This window comes from Lysinibacillus sp. NPDC097231 (assembly GCF_044761885.1).
Taxonomy (GTDB): domain Bacteria; phylum Bacillota; class Bacilli; order Bacillales_A; family Planococcaceae; genus Lysinibacillus.
In genome coordinates, this window is sequence record NZ_JBIWDH010000005.1 from 6,879 (window position 1) to 24,353 (window position 17,475).

Sequence of the window (17,475 nt, forward strand, 5' to 3'; positions counted from 1 at the left end):
CTACCCGAGCAGTTCTCTGTCCCACCTGAGCGATTTCCTTGGCTACCCGAGCAATTCTCTGTCCTACCTGAGCGATTTCCTTGGCTACCCGAGCAGTTCTCTGTCCCACCTGAGCGATTTCCTTGGCTACCCGAGCAATTCTCTGTCCTACCTGAGCGATTTCCTTGGCTACCCGAGCAATTCGCCGCACCACCTGATTTCTTCTACCCGAGCAGTTCTCTGTCCCACCTGAGCGATTTCCTTGGCTACCCGAGCAATTCGCCGCACCACCTGAGCGATTCTCTAATTTACCTGAGCCAAATATCAACTTTGCAACATACAATAAGACTTTATTTCAGTAAATGTTTACTAATAACTAACCTTTGAATTTCACTTGTGCCTTCATAGATTTCTGTAACCTTCGCATCGCGGAAATATCGCTCTACTGGATAATCTTCCGTGTAGCCGTAGCCACCAAAAATTTGGACAGCCTCTATTGCTGTTTGTACAGCTGTGCGTGAGGCAAAGAGTTTCGCCATAGATGCCTCTGCTCCGCATGGCACCCCTTTTGCACGTAAATCTGCTGCACGATATACTAGTAATTTTGCTGATTCTACAGCAGTTGCCATATCTGCAAGTTTGAAGCTAACCCCTTGTTGCGCTACAATTGGTTTTCCGAATTGAACACGTTCCTTTGCATAAGCAGTAGCCGCCTCAAGTGCTGCCTCGGCAATACCTAAAGCTTGTGCAGCAATGCCAATTCGTCCAACATCTAAGTTGGACATTGCAATTTTAAAGCCTTCTCCTTCTTCTCCAAGAAGGTTCGCGGCTGGAATGCGACAGTTATCGAATGTTAATTGCACTGTGCGAGAGCCATGTAAGCCCATTTTATGTTCATCTTTTCCTACAATTAAGCCAGGTGTTCCCTTTTCAACAATAAACGCTGAAATACCACGGGTTTTTGCAGCAGGATTTGTAGATGCGAAAACAATATAAACATCTGCTTCTCCACCATTTGTAATAAACACTTTGGAGCCATTGATGACATATTCATCACCATCTCGGACCGCTTTTGATTGTAAGGAGCCGGCATCAGAGCCAGCACTTGGCTCTGTTAAACAAAATGCCCCTAAATATTCGCCGGCTGCAAGCTTCGGAACATAACGCTGTTTCTGTTTATCATTGCCAAAATAAATAATTGGATTAGTACCAACCGATGTATGCACAGATAAAATAACACCCATGACTGCACTAACCTTCGATAGTTCATTGATCGCAATTATGTACGATGTAAAATCCATCGCAGAGCCGCCTAATTCTTCTGGCGCCGTTATGCCCATTAAACCTAATTCCCCCATTTGTGTAAGGAGCTCACGTGGAAACTCTCCTGCCTCCATACGCTCTACCCATGGTTCAATTTTATCTTGAGCGAAATTACGAACCATATCACGCATCATCTTTTGCTCATCTGTAAATTGTAAATGCATCTATAATTTCACCCCACAATGTTGTCCCGTAGCATTACGTTCTTTCTTGAATTGTCCCATCCCCATAGGATTATTCATAAACGTAGAAGCCTCTTCCTGATTTTTTACCTAACCAGCCTGCTGCCACATATTTACGAAGTAATGGACAAGGTCTGTACTTACTATCACCTAAGCCCTCATGTAAAATTTCCATAATGTAGAGGCATGTATCAAGACCAATAAAGTCTGCCAATGTTAACGGGCCCATCGGATGATTCATACCGAGCTTCATCACATCATCAATCGCTTCCTTCGTCGCTACACCCTCATACAATGCGTAGATGGCTTCATTGATCATAGGTAGTAAAATTCGATTTGAAATAAAACCTGGAAAGTCGTTTACTTCTACTGGCGTTTTTGATAATTTTACTGTCATCTCTTCAACTGCTTTGTAGACTTCATCACTTGTTGCCAATCCTCTAATAATCTCTATAAGCTTCATAACAGGCACAGGATTCATAAAGTGCATACCAATTACTTGCTCTGGACGATTTGTGACAGCTGCAATTTCCGTAATTGGTAAAGATGATGTATTCGTAGCTAAAATGGCATGTGCTGGTGCAATTTGATCTATTTGCTTAAAGATGGATTGCTTCACTTCCATATTTTCTACAGCTGCTTCGATGATAATATCTACAGCACTAGCATCCTGTAAATCTAGTGACATACTAATACGACCTAAAATAGCCGCTTTCTCATCCTCTGTTTTACGCCCCTTTTCGACATCACGTGTCAAGTTTTTCGTAATAACTCCTAAACCACGCTCGAAAAATTCTTGCTCCATGTCGTTCAGTTTGACATCAAAGCCAGCCTGCGCACAAACTTGCGCAATGCCGGAACCCATTTGCCCAGCGCCAATAACCATTACCTTTTGAATTCCCATCATTCATGTCCCCCTGTTTTCGGTACTTCAATCATGATTGCGTCGCCTTGCCCACCACCTGAACAGATAGCTGCAATGCCGATGCCACCGCCACGACGTTTTAATTCATGAGCAAGTGTTAAAATAATACGTGCACCAGATGCGCCAATTGGATGACCTAGTGCAACTGCACCACCGTTCACATTGACCTTTTCAGCATCTAGATCAGCCAATTGCTTGCTAACAAGAGCTACTGCCGCAAAGGCTTCATTGATTTCGAATAAATCAATGTCTGCTAATGATTTCCCTGTCTTTTTCAGTAATTTGTTAATCACAAGCCCTGGTGTTTGCGGGAAGTTCTCCGGCTCAATGGCAAGCTCTTCATGGCCGATGATAATAGCAAGTGGCTCCCTGCCTTCACGTGCTGCACGCTCCTCGCTCATAACCACTAAAGCACATGCCCCATCGTTTACTCCTGGTGCATTACCTGCTGTAATCGTCCCGTCCTTGTCAAAGGCTGGTTTCAGCTTTGCAAGTACCTCCATTGACGTACCAGCTCTTGGTGCCTCATCTGTATCAAATTGAAGCGCTTCTCCCTTACGTTGCGGAATTTCCACATTCACGATTTCTTCAGCAAAGTAACCTTTCTCGATTGCTGCAAGTGCACGTTCATGACTGCGAGCAGACCAAGCATCCTGCTCCTCACGGCTTAACGAAAACTCTTTAGCTGTTGCATTTCCGTAGCTTCCCATATGTGGCCTTGCCTTATCGAACGCACATGTCAAGCCATCATATAGCATGCCATCCACTATTGTTGAATCGCCCATGCGTAATCCTGTTCGACCATTTTGTAGATAGTAGGGTGCGTTAGACATTGACTCCATACCACCAGCTACAATCACTTCTTCGTCCCCCAAACGAATTAGTTGATCCGCTAGTGTTACCGCGCGCATCCCCGACGCACAAACTTTATTGATTGTTTCTGTTTTTACTGCTACTGGTAAATTTGCTTTCAGCGCTGCCTGTCTCGAAGGAATTTGGCCCTGTCCCCCTTGTAAAACGGAGCCTAGAATCACTTCATCCACTTCATCAGGTGCAATATTCGCTTTCCCTAATGCGCCTTTTATAGCGATAGCACCTAAATCACTTGCGCTCAATGCTGATAATGAACCTCCAAACTTACCAAATGCAGTTCTTGTTCCTGCTAAAATTACAGCTCTATTCAAGTAAAACACCCCTTTTGTTTTACGTTCTCGATGAAGTATCAGAGCATCTTTGTTGACTGAACGCTCGCTCAACTCCCATCTCCATTTAATCTTATTCTACAAAACAATTATTTATTGTGCAATTTATATTTTTCAGATAACTAAAATATTTCTACAAAAACTATTATTTTTCTGCGTTCATCTCTGTATTCTCGTCTTGTTCGACACTTTCTACAGAAGCTACTACCTCTTCAAGCATTTCATCTGCTGCTTCTTCAACAGAATTTTCAACAACCTTCACTTTTTCACCAAACACTGAACGCTCCAATAATTCTGCAATGTCAAATGTACCAATGGAATCCTCAACCTCTTTGGCTTTTGTCCCGTCCTCAAGCATCGTTAAACAGTAAGGACATCCTGAAGAAATAACCGATGCATTCGTTGCTAAAGCTTGTTCTGTTCGTGCTACGTTTATACGGTTACCGACATGCTCTTCCATCCACATTAAACCGCCACCTGCACCACAGCACATTGCTGTTTCGCGATTACGTTCCATTTCCACAAGTTTAACACCTGGAATACCACGTAATATTTCGCGTGGTGCATCATAGACATCATTGTAACGACCTAAGTAACAAGAATCATGGAAAACAATCATTTCATGCACTTCGTAATTTAGCGTCAATCGATTTTCTTCAATCAACTGATTTAATAATTCAGTATGGTGATAGACCTCGCCCTTCCAGCCAAAGTCTTGATATTCATTTTTAAAGATATTGTAGGCATGCGGGTCGATTGTCACGATTTTCTTCACTTCATTTTTCTCAAATTCATCAATATTCGCTGTTGCAAGCTCTTGGAATAAAAATTCATTTCCTAAACGTCGAGGTGTATCCCCTGAGTTTTTCTCTTTATTTCCTAAAATCGCAAACTTCACGCCTGCCTCATTTAATAGGCGACAGAAAGCTAATGCAATTTTTTGTGAGCGGTTATCAAATGCACCCATTGAGCCTACCCAGAATAAATATTCCATTTCCTCGCCTGATTTTTTCAGCTCTTTCACTGTTGGAATTTGAATTGTTGGATCTAAGTCACGCCAATTTTCTTTTTCTTTACGGTTTAAGCCCCAAGGATTACCTTGACGTTCGATGTTTGTCATCGCGCGTTGTGCATCAGGGTTTACTTTCCCTTCAGTCATTGTTAAGTAACGACGCAAGTCAATAATCTTATCGACATGCTCATTCATAACGGGACATTGATCCTCACAGTTACGACAAGTCGTACATGCCCAAATCTCTTCTTCAGTAATGACATCTCCGATTAAAGATGGGCTGTAGATATCTTCAATTACTGCCCCCTCAGCACCAGCTGCCATCGCTAGTTGATTCCCCTTAGTATTGGCAAAGAATTGATAAGGTACCCACGGCTTTTGCTTTGTAACAACTGCCCCCGTAAATGTTAAATGATCACGAAGCTTCACAATTAAATCCATCGGTGATAGCATTTTTCCTGTCCCTGTTGCTGGACACATATTTGTACAACGTCCACATTCTACACAAGAATATAAATCTAACATTTGTTTTTGTGTAAAGTCTTGAATACGTCCTACGCCAATTGATGGGATATCATCTTCACTTTCAGCATTTTCCCCCGCTTCCTCTAATGCTTCAAAGTCGATTGGTGTTAGAGTACCTGTACGATCTAAACGATTCATGTACACATTAATCGGACTTACAATTAAGTGGAAGTGCTTCGACTGTGGTACATAAACTAAGAATGTTAATAGAATTAATAAATGTGCCCACCACATTACATAGAAAATTACAGCAGCAGCTGATGTAGGTAGGAAGCCAAAAATCGCTGCAATACCAGAAGCAACTGGCTCAGTATAAGTAAGCTCTTCACCATGCCAAATTATTCCCATACCATTTGCAAGCAATGTGGATACCATTAATCCGCCAATAAAAATTAAGACAAGACCATTTTTCCAGCCTCGTTTTAGACGTACTAGCTTTTCTACATAGCGTCGGTAAAATGCCCACACAACCGCCACTAAAATCATTAATACCACAAGCTCTTGGAAGAATGTAAACACACTGTAGAAAATGCCAAGCGGCAAATGTGATCCAGGTGCTAACCCCTTCCAAATTAGATCAATGGCACCTAGCTGCACCATCAAAAATCCATAGAAGAACATGACGTGGATTAAACCACTCTTTGGATCTTTTAATAGCTTATTTTGGCCAAGTACATTGACCATAAGATAACGAATTCGTTCTTTAACACTTTCATCAAACTCAACCTTTTTCCCCAATTGCACAAACTTATAGCGTGTTTTTAACAGATAAAAGAACAATCCTACTGCATAAAGCACAACCACGACTGCTAGAACAATGTTTGCAATTACTAATGGACTCATGGTTGGTCCCCCCTTTAGTTCGTCATAATTTTCTCTCTTTGTGATAAATTCGCTAGCTCATACGTAAATGTATGTCATTTCATCATTATATTCCTATTCTAATAAATGAGTGAGCATTCAGTCAACATAAAACGGAAATATTTCTGATAATTTTATATTCTTACATTTTACAAGAAAAAAAGCCACCCTGAATTTTGAAGAGGGCACTAAAACACTTTATAAATTTATTTTTTATATTATAAATTTGTCTTTGGTGTTATTTAGATACTCAAAAAAGTCGATTTGTATCATGTTTTTGATAATAACAAATCGACTTTTTCAGTGCCTCAAATTTCAAAGTAGCTATTTCTTTTTATATGTGCTTTCACTAAGATTTCCATTCCGACTGGGAGCTATGTTGCTGTCGCTTCGCTTTCGAGCAGTACTAACGTAGCGGCATCGACCGAATGTTGGTCACGAAGGCGTTATCAAAGGACGTGATGCTTATAGCCTTCGTTTCCCTACTCGCTAGGTCTCATCTGAAACGCTGATGATCCCCAAGGAGCCGACCAGTCTCCACTCCAATCAACCTATTTGCATGGTAAAAACTTTAATAAATTTCATCCTCAACTTTTGAAGATGAGTGCAATTTTCCATAAATTCTTTTTGCATTAGCATACTTGTAGCTGCCTCTTTGCTTTCGCTACAGTAAACATTTAATGGATGAAGATAAGTTACAGGCTATTTTTTAAAGACATTACCGCTGCGAATATATTCAACATCAGCAACGTTGAGTCTAAAATTAACAACTCGTGCGGCTGCGAATAAATAATCAGACAGACGGTTTAAATACTTTTGTACAATCGTCGGTACATCTTCAATTTCCTTCATAAGTGTTACCATTTGACGTTCTGCTCGACGTGCTACTGTTCGAGCAATGTGTAAGGTTGCTGCTGCTGGTGCACCACCTGGTAAAATAAAGCGCTGTAATGGTGGTGCTTCATCTGACATTGCATCAATGCGAGATTCTAACACTTCAATTGGCTTCTCCGTGAGCTTATATTGTCGCTCCTTCATGACATTAGCAAGGTCCCCACCTGCATCGAAAAGCTCATGCTGAATAGCTTCTAAGTCCATTAGAATATCCTTGAATAGCTCATGATCCAATTCACTTACAGCCTTGCCAATAAAAGAATTTAATTCATCGATTGCACCATATGTCTCCACGCGTAAGCTATCTTTGTCAACACGCCCTCCGATAAGACTTGTCTTCCCTGTATCGCCTGTTTTCGTGTAAAGCTTCATTCCTCTCATCTCCTATAGTTTATTCTTATAATTTTTTATTGCCTGCACAGTTGTTTCAAAAACACCTTTACCAATAATCTTGCCTACCTCTGTAATTGGACCGCCGTACAGCATTTCTTCCCCTTTTTGTGTCGCTGCAATCAATAAACTATCTGTAGCAGTACCTGTTGCAATTGTATCACTAAGCTTATCACGAATTTCTTCTGACTGTAATGCCTTCGTTTTCGCCTCGGTAGCTGTCATCATTGCTTGGAAAAACGCCTCTTCTGATAAGCATCCATTAATAATAACCCATGTATTAATAGTACCGATATATAGATCATCCTGTCTTTCATGTGCATGTGACACATCAACAGCATTACCGACACCAGCCGTTACTACAACGAAGATACTACCAAAGGAAGCGCTAAATTCATTAATAGCTACAAGATTTGTTGGGACAGCTGTTAGCATGACAACTGTACTTGTAGATGAAAAGTGCTCCTTTTGTAAAAATTCAGCGACCTCTTTCTTAACATCATTAATCACATAATCTGCTGGTACAGAGCGGTTTAATAGGCAATCATACCAGCCGATACCTGGATTATGTACAGCTGAGGAAACTATTTTTAAAGGAAACGCTGATTTTAGCTGGATATAATTATCTGTGACAGTGAAATTTTCTTTTTCAATAACAGCGCGTTGCTGATATTCGCTTGATGCTGGCATCATAGTAATTTGAGGCTTTGGTATTTCAGGATGTGCATAAGTCGCTACACGCGCTTGATATACCTCTTCAATTTGAGAGGCAATTAAAACTTCATGTGGCGCTCCAAAAGCTCGCATTTGTCCGCTCTCCATTAGTAATAATTCATCACAATAAAGGGAGGCTAAATTCATATCATGTAACACCATAACAACGGTTAAGCCACATTCTATTGCTTCCTTTCGCACCATATCTAAAATCTGACGCTGATGGGCAATGTCTAAATGATTCGTTGGCTCATCTAGCAGCAATACTTCCGCTGTCTGCGCAAGAGCTTGTGCTACAAAAACTCTTTGTTGCTCACCACCAGACAAAAATTCCATTGGTGCTTGTTCATAGCGTTTTACACCTGTTTGAACCATTGCATGTTGTACTGCTTGTTCATCACGCTCAGTCCAGCTAGAGAAGAAGCCTGTTTGATGTGGATACCGTCCAAGTGATACCGCCTCACGTACACTGTTTGAAAAGGCATTCGCATGCAGTTGTGGCAATACTGCCATTTTTTTTGCCAATGCCCGAGCATTGTATGTGTTAATGTTTTTACCATCTACTAATATAGTGCCAGTGGTTGCTGGCAGTATGCCGCTCATAACTTTTAACAATGTGGATTTCCCGCTACCATTAGGCCCTAAAATACCTAGTATTTTTCCTTTTTCAACAGTAAAACTTATATCCTTAACGATTGGTACGTTTTCATAGCCACCAGAAAGATGTTCAACAACAATCACGCCCGTACCCCCTTGCTTCTACGTTGCTGATAAAAAATATAGGAAAAGACAGGCGCTCCAATAAATGCAGTAATTACACCAATAGGTAGCTCTCTTGGCATAATAATTGTTCGCGCTATTAAATCACATATAATCAGCAAAGTTGCGCCATTTAAAAATGATAATGGCAATAAATGACGATGATCTGAGCCCCAAATCATCCTTGTCATATGCGGTACAACTAAACCCACAAAACCAATCGTTCCAGAAACAGCTACCGCCGCTCCTGTCAACATTGACCCACCTACTAAAATCAAATATTTACTGCGCTTCACATTGACACCTAAATGCTTTGCACGTTCCTCTCCATATAGCAGAACATTCAGTTCTCTTCTTTGTGTCCAAAGTATAATAGAGCCAATTATTACAAATGGAATAATCATCTGAACAAAAGGCCAGCCCCGCATCGATACTGAGCCGAGCAGCCATCCGATAACTTGTCGTAACTCCTCACCAGATAATGCTATCATTAAGGAAATTAAAGAACCTAAAAATGAACTAAATATGATCCCTGTTAAAATAAGTGTTTCCATTTTCAATGAACGGTCCACCATTCTTGCAAAACTCATGACAGCTACCATCGTTAATACTGCACCTATCATACTGAACGTTGGTAGTGCATACAGGCCAACTACGGGTATAGATATGCTGAAGAAAATCGTCATTACTGCGCCAACTGATGCACCTGAGGAAACACCTAAAGTATAAGGGTCAGCTAAAGGATTTTTTAATAGGCCTTGGAATGCTGCTCCTGCAATGGCAAGAGATGCCCCAACAAGCCCTGCCAACAAGACTCGTGGCAAACGAATTTTCCATAAAATATTGGCAGCTGTTTCATCAGCCGCCTTATTCCACAATACTTCTAGTGGAATATGGACCGAGCCTATAGCTACGCCACACCAAATACTTATGATAAGAAGCGTAATGGCTGTTACATAGGCAGTAACTATTCTACTCACTTGAACGCCTCTGGGTAGATGGCTTTCGCTAATTCCTCAAGACCATCTGCTAAACGAGGACCTTGACGACTTGTCGTATTTTCATCTACTTGCACTATTGCTTTATTTTTCACGGCATTAATTGTCTCAAAGCCTGCACGTTGTGGAATTTTCGTTAAAATATCAGGTACATAATTATATGTCACTACAATGACATCTGGATTTTTTACGATAATTTGTTCAGCATCGATTTTATACCAGTCATTTGAATCTGCAGCTACATTTTCTGCGTGAATCATATCAAGCATTACATTCATAAATGTACCATTACCAGTAGTATAAATTTCTGGCTCATCAGATGCTTCTACAAACACTTTCTTTGGCTCAACACCTTCTAATTTTGCTTGAATCTCTTCCACTTTGGCTTTCATATTAGCAATAATTTTTTCAGCTTCAGGTAATTTCCCTGTTGCACGACCAAGTTGTTCAATTGTAGTGTACGTTTCATTAAAGTCCTTCGCATTTGTAACAACAAAAACCTTCACACCCGCAGCTTCGAGCTGTTCAATTGCTCCTTCAGAAAATGACATACTTGATTCATGAGCAAAAACGATATCTGGTTTTAGGGCAATAATTTGCTCAACATTATATTCCATGCCGCCAACCTTTTCTTTTTTAGTTGCCTCCGCTGGATAATCGTCATTGTCTGTTACACCAACTATTTCATTATTTAAGCCAAGTCCAAATAAAATTTCTGTGTTACTTGGAATAAGAGAGACTATTTTTTCTGGAGCGGCTTCAAGCGTAATATCCTTGCCAGTAGCGTCCGTAACTGTGATTGGGAATGTTGCTTCGTCCACTTTTGATGTCTCTTGTTGTTTTTGTTGCTCAGAAGATAACGGCTTTTCATTTGTTGCCTCTTTTGTATTACATGCAGCAAGCAAGCCAATAGCTAAAAATGCTGATAATCCTATTTTCCAAAATTTCTTCATGTTAATCCTCCTCGTATATCTGTAAGTATATCTTTATGACCTGTTTTTCTGATTGATCGATACATTTCGATTAGTTACCGACGAACATTGTGAATTTATCGCCCACTTTTTCAAATTTATCGACAGCGATCTTACAAAACAAATACCCCTCATCACAATAAGATGAGGGGGGCAAATTTGCACAAAAATATGTATACAAAATCCACCACCCTATCCTCGTAGGCTGCAACGTGTTTCTATAAAGGCAGGTCTCCTGGCTCGTGCTCCATACGCTTTTTCAAGCCTTCCCGAAAATTTTCAGTGGCGTAGATTGAAAAAACTCGCACATACAGTGGCGGGACCGCATCGGAGTTTCACCGACTTCCCTTTTCACTTTACATAAGTAAAGAACCTTTATAATATTCAGTTGATTGTATTATACATGAAAATGAAAGAAGTCGCCTCCATTCGAGACGACTTCTAAACAGTTAAACTATATCTAAAAAATACTGTACCGTTTTCATCGGTGCACCCATTTCTCGTAATGCCCATGTGTGCTCTAAATAAATATCTGCTAGCTTATCATATTTTCCACCAAATCTATGAGCCCATTCGACTGCTACAACACTTTCATATAAATGTGCCATTTTTTCAGCAATCTCTTTTGCCTCAAACGTTTTCGTTGCTTCATCTAAATAGCTAAATGTTTGCAATGTGGATTCTAGTTTCACTAATTGCTTCTCAACAATTTTAACCAGTCGACTGTCCGTAAGTTTTTCTAAACGTTGCTGCATTACGCGAACAAATAATTCATGCGCCTGAAACTTATCAACTAAACGAATTAGTTCTAATGCCAAAATATTGGCAGTTCCCTCCCACACAGTAAGCACCTGTGCATCTCTTAATAAACGAGGTGTAACGAAATCTTCAATATAGCCATTTCCACCATGTAATTCAATGGCTTCACTAGCATAATGTACAGCTTGCTCTGCCGTTTCTCTTTTCATGATAGCAATATTTAAGCGATTCATAATGATGTCTTGTTCATTGCCCTGTCCAGTTGTTACTTTATCGTACAGCTGAATAAGATCAAAAACTGTGGCAACTTCTACATGAAGCTTGGCAGCAAATTTCCCTAGTGTGTCCTGAATCATAGGATATTGTGTTAAAGGCTTCCCAAATGCAAAACGATTTGTTACATAATGCTTTGCCTCTAAATAACCTCGACGCATAATGCCTATAGAGGCAACAGCATTGCAAATCCTTGATAAATTAAGTGCCTCTAGCATGTAATAAATTCCTTTATTCGGCTCGCCTACAACATATGCTACTGCACCATCAAATTCAACCTCACCAGAAGGTACCGCTCTAACGCCAAGTTTATCTTTTAAACGACGAATACGAAGATGATTAACAGTACCATCCTCCTTATGCCAAGGAACCGCAAACAAAGTTAAGCCTTTTGAGCCAGCCGGTGCCCCCTTCAGACGTGCCAATACCATGGCAACTCCACACATCCCTGCATTGGATGCAAAATATTTCTCGCCATATAAACGGTACTGATTTCCTTCCAGTCTTGCCTCTACAACATTCGCACCAACATCTGAGCCACCTTGACGCTCCGTTAAAAATGTCGCTCCTTCATAAAGCTCAGTATCGCCTGTTGCACAAACATGTGGTAAAAAGCGCTCCTTCACCTCATCACTTGCGTAATGATCGAGTAAATAAGCCGTTGCCATTGTTAAAGTTACAGGACAATAAAAGCCAGGCTCAGCATGGGACAGTAAATACCCTTGAGCAAAGCTATACACATAGTTGCCCTTTCGTCCTAATTGTGGAATATTTTTATGCACATAGCCTACTATGCCTGTATTGTACGTCTCTTCAATGGTTTTTTTGTAACCATCGTTGACCCAAACCTCTGACACTTCTTCACCATATGCATTATACCGTTGTAATCGAGGTTCACCCTCTCTATCTGTATATTTCGCTCTAACATCAATATCCCCAGCACAAAGCTCACCAAAATCTGTGAGCTCACGCGTTGCATATTCTACAAACTCTTTATCTAGCATCATTTCTAAAACTTTATGAAGTGTATCATCATCTTTAAAAAAATTCGTTGTTCTTATTTCTTCCTGCTGTAAAACCTTCATCCTACCTCACCTCTTGTCCCTTCAATGATTGCTTCAAAATTTTCCCTGCTGCATTTCGTGGTAGCGCTTCCACTTGTTCAAATACCCGCGGGATTTTATATTTAGCAAGATGCTCCTCCAAATAAGCTTTAAGTGTACTTTCATCAATCTCCGCCTTAGCAGCAAAAACAGCCTTCACCGTTTCTCCCCATTGTGGATGTGGTACACCAATTACAGCAACCTCAAAAATCCCTTCATAGCTTAAAATGCTGTCTTCAATTTCTTTGGGATAAATATTCACTCCACCCGATATAATGACATCCTTTTTCCGATCAACAATCCAAATATATCCATCCTCATCTACTCGAGCTAAATCACCTGTTTTCAGCCAGCCATCTATAAATGCAGCCTTCGTCGCAATATCGTCCTTGTAATAGCCCAGCATATTACCTTCACCAAATAACACAATCTCTCCGACTTCACCACCAATGACATCTTCTCCAAGGTCGTTAATAATACGTAGCTCTGTTCCGAGTGGTGCACGCTGACCAATACTTCCTGCCTTTGTTTCATGCTCTTTGCCAAACAATAGCGCGCCGCTTGGACCAGCCTCTGTTAACCCATAAACACAAGTTAAATCATCTGTCCGGAAAGCCTTTTGTATAAAGCGAATTTCGTTTTGCGATAACGGTGCACCACCATAAATCCACCATTTCATTGATGATAAATCCGCTGATAGCAACCTAGGCATTTGAGCAGTTAACAAATATGCGACAGGCGCACCAAAGAAATGTGTTGTTTTTTCTTGCTCAATCGAATCAATCAACAAATCAGGCGTAAAGGTTGGCGTTAGCACATTTGTAGAGCCTACAAGTACTCCTGACATTAAAAATAAATGCAATGGAGCCGAATGAGTTAACGGCATCATTAGAAGTATGCGGCTTTCAGGCTTTACTTCCATTTCTACCGCAATCATTTGCGCTACGGTTAAAATATTACGATAACTAAACAGCACACCCTTTGGTTTTCCCGTTGTACCTGAGGTATATAAAATCGTTGATGCATCATCTTCATTGAGTTGGCAATCAATGGTTTGAGTGCTTGCATGTTGAATAAGTGTTTCATAGTTTATCCAGCCAGCCTGCTCTTGACCTGTTTTAATTTTTAGAGGGACTACTGTGATGTTTTCGACTGCTGCGAAAATAGCTTCATGTGCTAGGATCGCTTTTGCCTCAGCATGGTGCGCTACATACTCTACCTCTTGCAACGTAAATTTCGCATTTACCGGAACGACAATAGCTCCAATGCGTTGAATCGCAAAATAGCTAACAACAAACTCGACAACATTAGGCATAAAAATGATTACTTTATCGCCTTGCCGTACTCCCTGCTCTAACAAAGCATGACTGAGGCGCGTCGCTTGCTCGTCCAAATCACGATAGGATACTCGTCTACCTTGACAGACAATCGCTTCATTCATAGAATACTTTCGGGCATTACGTGCTAACAAATTCGAACTATTCAACGTGCATCTCTCCCCTTAAAGTCGCTAATTTCTCACTAAACATGCCATGCAATTGCTGTAATTCATTTTTCATTTGCGTAAGCTCTGCCATTCTGCTTTCAATTTCTTGAATTTTTTGTGCTCCGTATTCGACCGTACGCTCCAATTGCTGAATGCCCGTACGATCAAAATCAAACAGCAATATCATCTCCTTGATTTCCTCAAGCGAAAATCCATAGCGCTTTCCACGGAAAATAAGCTTGGCTAACTCTTTCTTGGAAAAGGTTCGTTGATTGGTAGACGAACGATTGGGATTAAGCAACCCAAGCTCCTCGTAATAGCGAATTGTCCTTGTAGACACATTAAACTGCTTCGCCACTTCATGAATCGTCTTCATCGTCATCTCCCCCTTCACAATTTCCATCAGTATACCATTGACGTTAACGTAAACTTCAACAAAATAATCGGAATTAACAGAAAAAATATTACATAAAGGAGATGAAAGGCAAAGTTCGGAGTTCTATCCGTTACTTTCATTGTTCTATCCATCGCTTCAGCTTTTCTATCCATCACTTTGGCTTCTCTATCCGTCGTTCCTGCTTCTTTCCATCACTTCGGCCTTTCTATCCGTCGCTTCGGCTTCTCTATCCATCGTTCCTGCTTTTCTATCCGTCACTCCTGCTTCTTTCCGTCGTTCCCGCTTTTCTATCCATCGCTTCAGCCTTTCTATCCGTCACTCCGTCGTTCCTGCTTTCTATCCATCACTCCAGCCTTTCTATCCATAGCTTCAGCCTTTCTATCCGTCGATCCAGCTTTTCTACCCGTCACTTCGGCTTCCCTATCCGACTAAGCCAAATCTACACAAAAAACCCCCGACACATTATCGTGCCGGGGGCTAAAAAGACTATCATTACATTTTTTCTGGTGCAGATACACCGATTAAACGTAGTGCGTTTGCAATAGTTGTACGCACAGTAGTAATAAGGGCTAAACGAGCTTCTGTTAGCTCTTTATTTGAAGCATCTAACACTTTTTCAGCGTTATAGAAGCTATGGAATGCAGCTGCCGTTTCTTGAATATAGTTGGCGATACGGTGTGGTGTACGGTGCTTCGCAGCGTCAGCTACCACTTTCGGGAAGTCACCCACTTTTTTCAGTAAATCAATCTCTTTTTCAGCAGTTAACAGCGTTAAATGATCTGTTGTTGCAGCAAAGCCTTGCTCATTGGCTGAACGTAAAATAGATGAAATACGTGCATGTGCATATTGTGCATAATACACTGGGTTTTCATTTGATTGGGACACAGCTAGGTCAAGGTCAAAGTCCATGTGAGAATCGCCTGCAGTTTTCACGAAGAAATAACGTACCGCATCTAAGCCTACCTCTTCTACTAGTTCACGCATTGTAACAGCGTTCCCTGTACGTTTTGACATTTTGAATTTCTCACCGTTTTTATATAGCTGAACCATTTGGATAATCTCTACTTCAAGTGTATCACGGTCATAGCCAAGCGCTTGAATCGCTGCTTTCATACGTGGGATATAGCCGTGGTGGTCAGCTCCCCAAATATTGATTAATTTATCGAAGCCACGTACAATTTTATCCTCATGGTAGGCGATATCTGGAGTTAGATATGTGAAAGAACCATCATTTTTAATTAATACGCGGTCTTTGTCATCGCCAAATGTTGTTGAACGGAACCAAGTAGCACCGTCTTCTTCAAATACATGACCATTAGCTTTTAGTTTATCTAACGCTACTTCAATTTTGCCGTTTTCATATAATGAAGTTTCAGAATACCATACATTAAAGTTTACGCGGAAGTTTGCAAGGTCTGTTTTTAACTTGTCTAATTCTAACGCTAAACCATGTTGACGGAAGAATGCAAAACGTTCTTCATCAGATTTCGATAAAATGGCATCACCATGCTCTCCAGCTAGTTTACCAGCGATTTCAATAATATCTGAACCGTGGTAGCCATCCTCAGGCATCTCAGCATCCAAGCCTAGAGCTTGTTTATATCGCGCTTCTAGTGAATAAGCTAAGTTGTTAATTTGGTTACCTGCATCGTTAATGTAGTACTCTCGAGATACTTCGTAACCTGCCATATCTAACACATTACATAATGAATCCCCTACAGAAGCTCCACGTGCATGACCTAAATGAAGATCACCTGTTGGATTGGCAGATACAAATTCAACTTGAATTTTTTCTCCAGCGCCAGCATTAGAACGGCCATAATTAGCACCTTGCTCAAGCACTGCTTTTACGACACCTGATAGGAAATCTTTACGCACAGTAATATTCATGAAGCCAGGGCCAGCAATATCGATTTTCTCAATATCTGTACCTGCTATGTCAAGATTTTCTAAAATCGCTTCTGCAATTGCACGCGGTGGTTTTTTTGCTAATTTCGTTAATTGCATAGCAATATTTGTGGCATAGTCTCCATTTGCCTTATCCTTCGGTGTTTCTAGGTGAATATTTAACTCTGTGCCAGCCTCTACTAAGCCAGCTTTTTCAACAGCCTGCACAATCGCTGCTTTAATGGCTTGTTGTACTTGTTCTACTGCGTTCATTATTGTACCTCCGTAAATGTAATGTCTAATGTATAATTGCCAACGGATTGCCCACCCATTAGTAAATCGTACTGTACATGGAAATCTCCGCTTACTGCCCGTTTTATAAATGTCATTTCCTTCGTCTGTATGACAAGTGGCATTGAACCAAATTCACTTTCATAATGACCCGTTTGTTGTTCAATTATGTTAAGTGGTAATCGCATATTAACTGCTCCGGCACGCATAATTAGTGCCCGTTTATTGCCTAGCTTCATCGTTGTGCGGATGGTTTTACCCTCCTGCACCTCTTCATACTTCAAATACATGCTTCCTGCTTTTTCAAGTAGCTGCCCTGTAAGCCACATTTCATAACTTTCGAACTCCCCTTCAATCGGGCGAATCGTAGAAATGAGCTTAATGTTCACCTGCGATCTTGCTTCGTTCGCCATTATGGACGCTCCCTTTTATTGTTTTTACTATAACCTTTTTATTATAGGATGAATCCTCATATTTTTTCAAGGTAGAAGTGAGTATTCTATCCGATGTGGCAGTAATTTGCTCATTATTTAATGATTGACAT

General features: G+C 40.7%; 14 protein-coding genes and 1 riboswitch. All 14 genes read right to left on the reverse strand.

The features are described 5' to 3' along the window. Positions 1 to 329: 329 nt before the first annotated feature. The 14 genes from ACIQXF_RS05095 to ACIQXF_RS05160 all read right to left on the reverse strand — a co-directional run bounded on the left by ACIQXF_RS05095 (position 330) and on the right by ACIQXF_RS05160 (position 17,344). Positions 330 to 1,466, reverse strand: coding sequence for an acyl-CoA dehydrogenase (locus tag ACIQXF_RS05095; RefSeq protein ID WP_402779837.1), 1,137 nt, complete (start codon positions 1,464 to 1,466; stop codon positions 330 to 332). A 70-nt stretch (positions 1,467 to 1,536) separates the two neighbouring features. Further along, positions 1,537 to 2,388, reverse strand: coding sequence for a 3-hydroxybutyryl-CoA dehydrogenase (locus ACIQXF_RS05100; RefSeq protein ID WP_402780057.1), 852 nt, complete (start codon positions 2,386 to 2,388; stop codon positions 1,537 to 1,539). Next, complete coding sequence (locus ACIQXF_RS05105; protein ID WP_402779838.1) at positions 2,388 to 3,593, reverse strand: acetyl-CoA C-acetyltransferase; 1,206 nt, start codon at positions 3,591 to 3,593, stop codon at positions 2,388 to 2,390. The genes ACIQXF_RS05100 and ACIQXF_RS05105 overlap by 1 nt, the downstream gene beginning before the upstream one ends. A gap of 163 nt (positions 3,594 to 3,756) precedes the next feature. Continuing rightward, positions 3,757 to 5,991, reverse strand: a complete 2,235-nt coding sequence (locus ACIQXF_RS05110; RefSeq protein WP_402779840.1) for a heterodisulfide reductase-related iron-sulfur binding cluster — start codon at positions 5,989 to 5,991, stop codon at positions 3,757 to 3,759. A 720-nt stretch (positions 5,992 to 6,711) separates the two neighbouring features. Further along, positions 6,712 to 7,275, reverse strand: coding sequence for a cob(I)yrinic acid a,c-diamide adenosyltransferase (locus ACIQXF_RS05115; RefSeq protein ID WP_402779842.1), 564 nt, complete (start codon positions 7,273 to 7,275; stop codon positions 6,712 to 6,714). Between the two features lie 12 nt (positions 7,276 to 7,287). Then, positions 7,288 to 8,748 (reverse strand): adenosylcobinamide amidohydrolase, encoded by a 1,461-nt coding sequence (locus ACIQXF_RS05120; RefSeq protein ID WP_402779844.1) that lies wholly within the window; start codon positions 8,746 to 8,748, stop codon positions 7,288 to 7,290. After that, entirely contained in the window at positions 8,745 to 9,746 is a 1,002-nt protein-coding gene (locus ACIQXF_RS05125) for a FecCD family ABC transporter permease (RefSeq protein ID WP_402779846.1), read from the reverse strand. The genes ACIQXF_RS05120 and ACIQXF_RS05125 overlap by 4 nt, the downstream gene beginning before the upstream one ends. After that, positions 9,743 to 10,717 carry an ABC transporter substrate-binding protein gene (locus ACIQXF_RS05130; RefSeq protein ID WP_402779848.1) on the reverse strand — a complete coding sequence of 325 codons (975 nt, stop codon included), beginning with the start codon at positions 10,715 to 10,717 and terminating at the stop codon, positions 9,743 to 9,745. The genes ACIQXF_RS05125 and ACIQXF_RS05130 overlap by 4 nt, the downstream gene beginning before the upstream one ends. Positions 10,718 to 10,943: 226 nt before the next feature. Further along, positions 10,944 to 11,127, reverse strand: a riboswitch (cobalamin riboswitch). A 57-nt stretch (positions 11,128 to 11,184) separates the two neighbouring features. Then, on the reverse strand, positions 11,185 to 12,852 hold the full coding sequence (locus tag ACIQXF_RS05135; RefSeq protein WP_402779850.1) for an acyl-CoA dehydrogenase family protein: 1,668 nt from the start codon (positions 12,850 to 12,852) through the stop codon (positions 11,185 to 11,187). Between the two features lies 1 nt (position 12,853). After that, a complete protein-coding gene (locus tag ACIQXF_RS05140) occupies positions 12,854 to 14,356 on the reverse strand; it encodes a class I adenylate-forming enzyme family protein (protein WP_402779852.1) in 1,503 nt (500 codons plus the stop codon). Continuing rightward, positions 14,349 to 14,732: a MerR family transcriptional regulator gene (locus ACIQXF_RS05145; RefSeq protein WP_402779854.1), complete on the reverse strand. Its 384-nt coding sequence runs from the start codon at positions 14,730 to 14,732 to the stop codon at positions 14,349 to 14,351. The genes ACIQXF_RS05140 and ACIQXF_RS05145 overlap by 8 nt, the downstream gene beginning before the upstream one ends. A gap of 26 nt (positions 14,733 to 14,758) precedes the next feature. Beyond that, the gene (locus ACIQXF_RS05150) at positions 14,759 to 14,908 is read right to left on the reverse strand and encodes a hypothetical protein (RefSeq protein WP_402779856.1); all 150 of its coding nucleotides are present in this window, start codon (positions 14,906 to 14,908) and stop codon (positions 14,759 to 14,761) included. Positions 14,909 to 15,245: 337 nt separating this feature from the next. Beyond that, complete coding sequence (gene argS / locus ACIQXF_RS05155; RefSeq protein WP_402779858.1) at positions 15,246 to 16,913, reverse strand: arginine--tRNA ligase; 1,668 nt, start codon at positions 16,911 to 16,913, stop codon at positions 15,246 to 15,248. After that, complete coding sequence (locus ACIQXF_RS05160) at positions 16,913 to 17,344, reverse strand: YwiB family protein (RefSeq protein ID WP_402779860.1); 432 nt, start codon at positions 17,342 to 17,344, stop codon at positions 16,913 to 16,915. Before ACIQXF_RS05160 ends, argS begins: the two co-directional genes overlap by 1 nt. Positions 17,345 to 17,475: the final 131 nt, after the last annotated feature.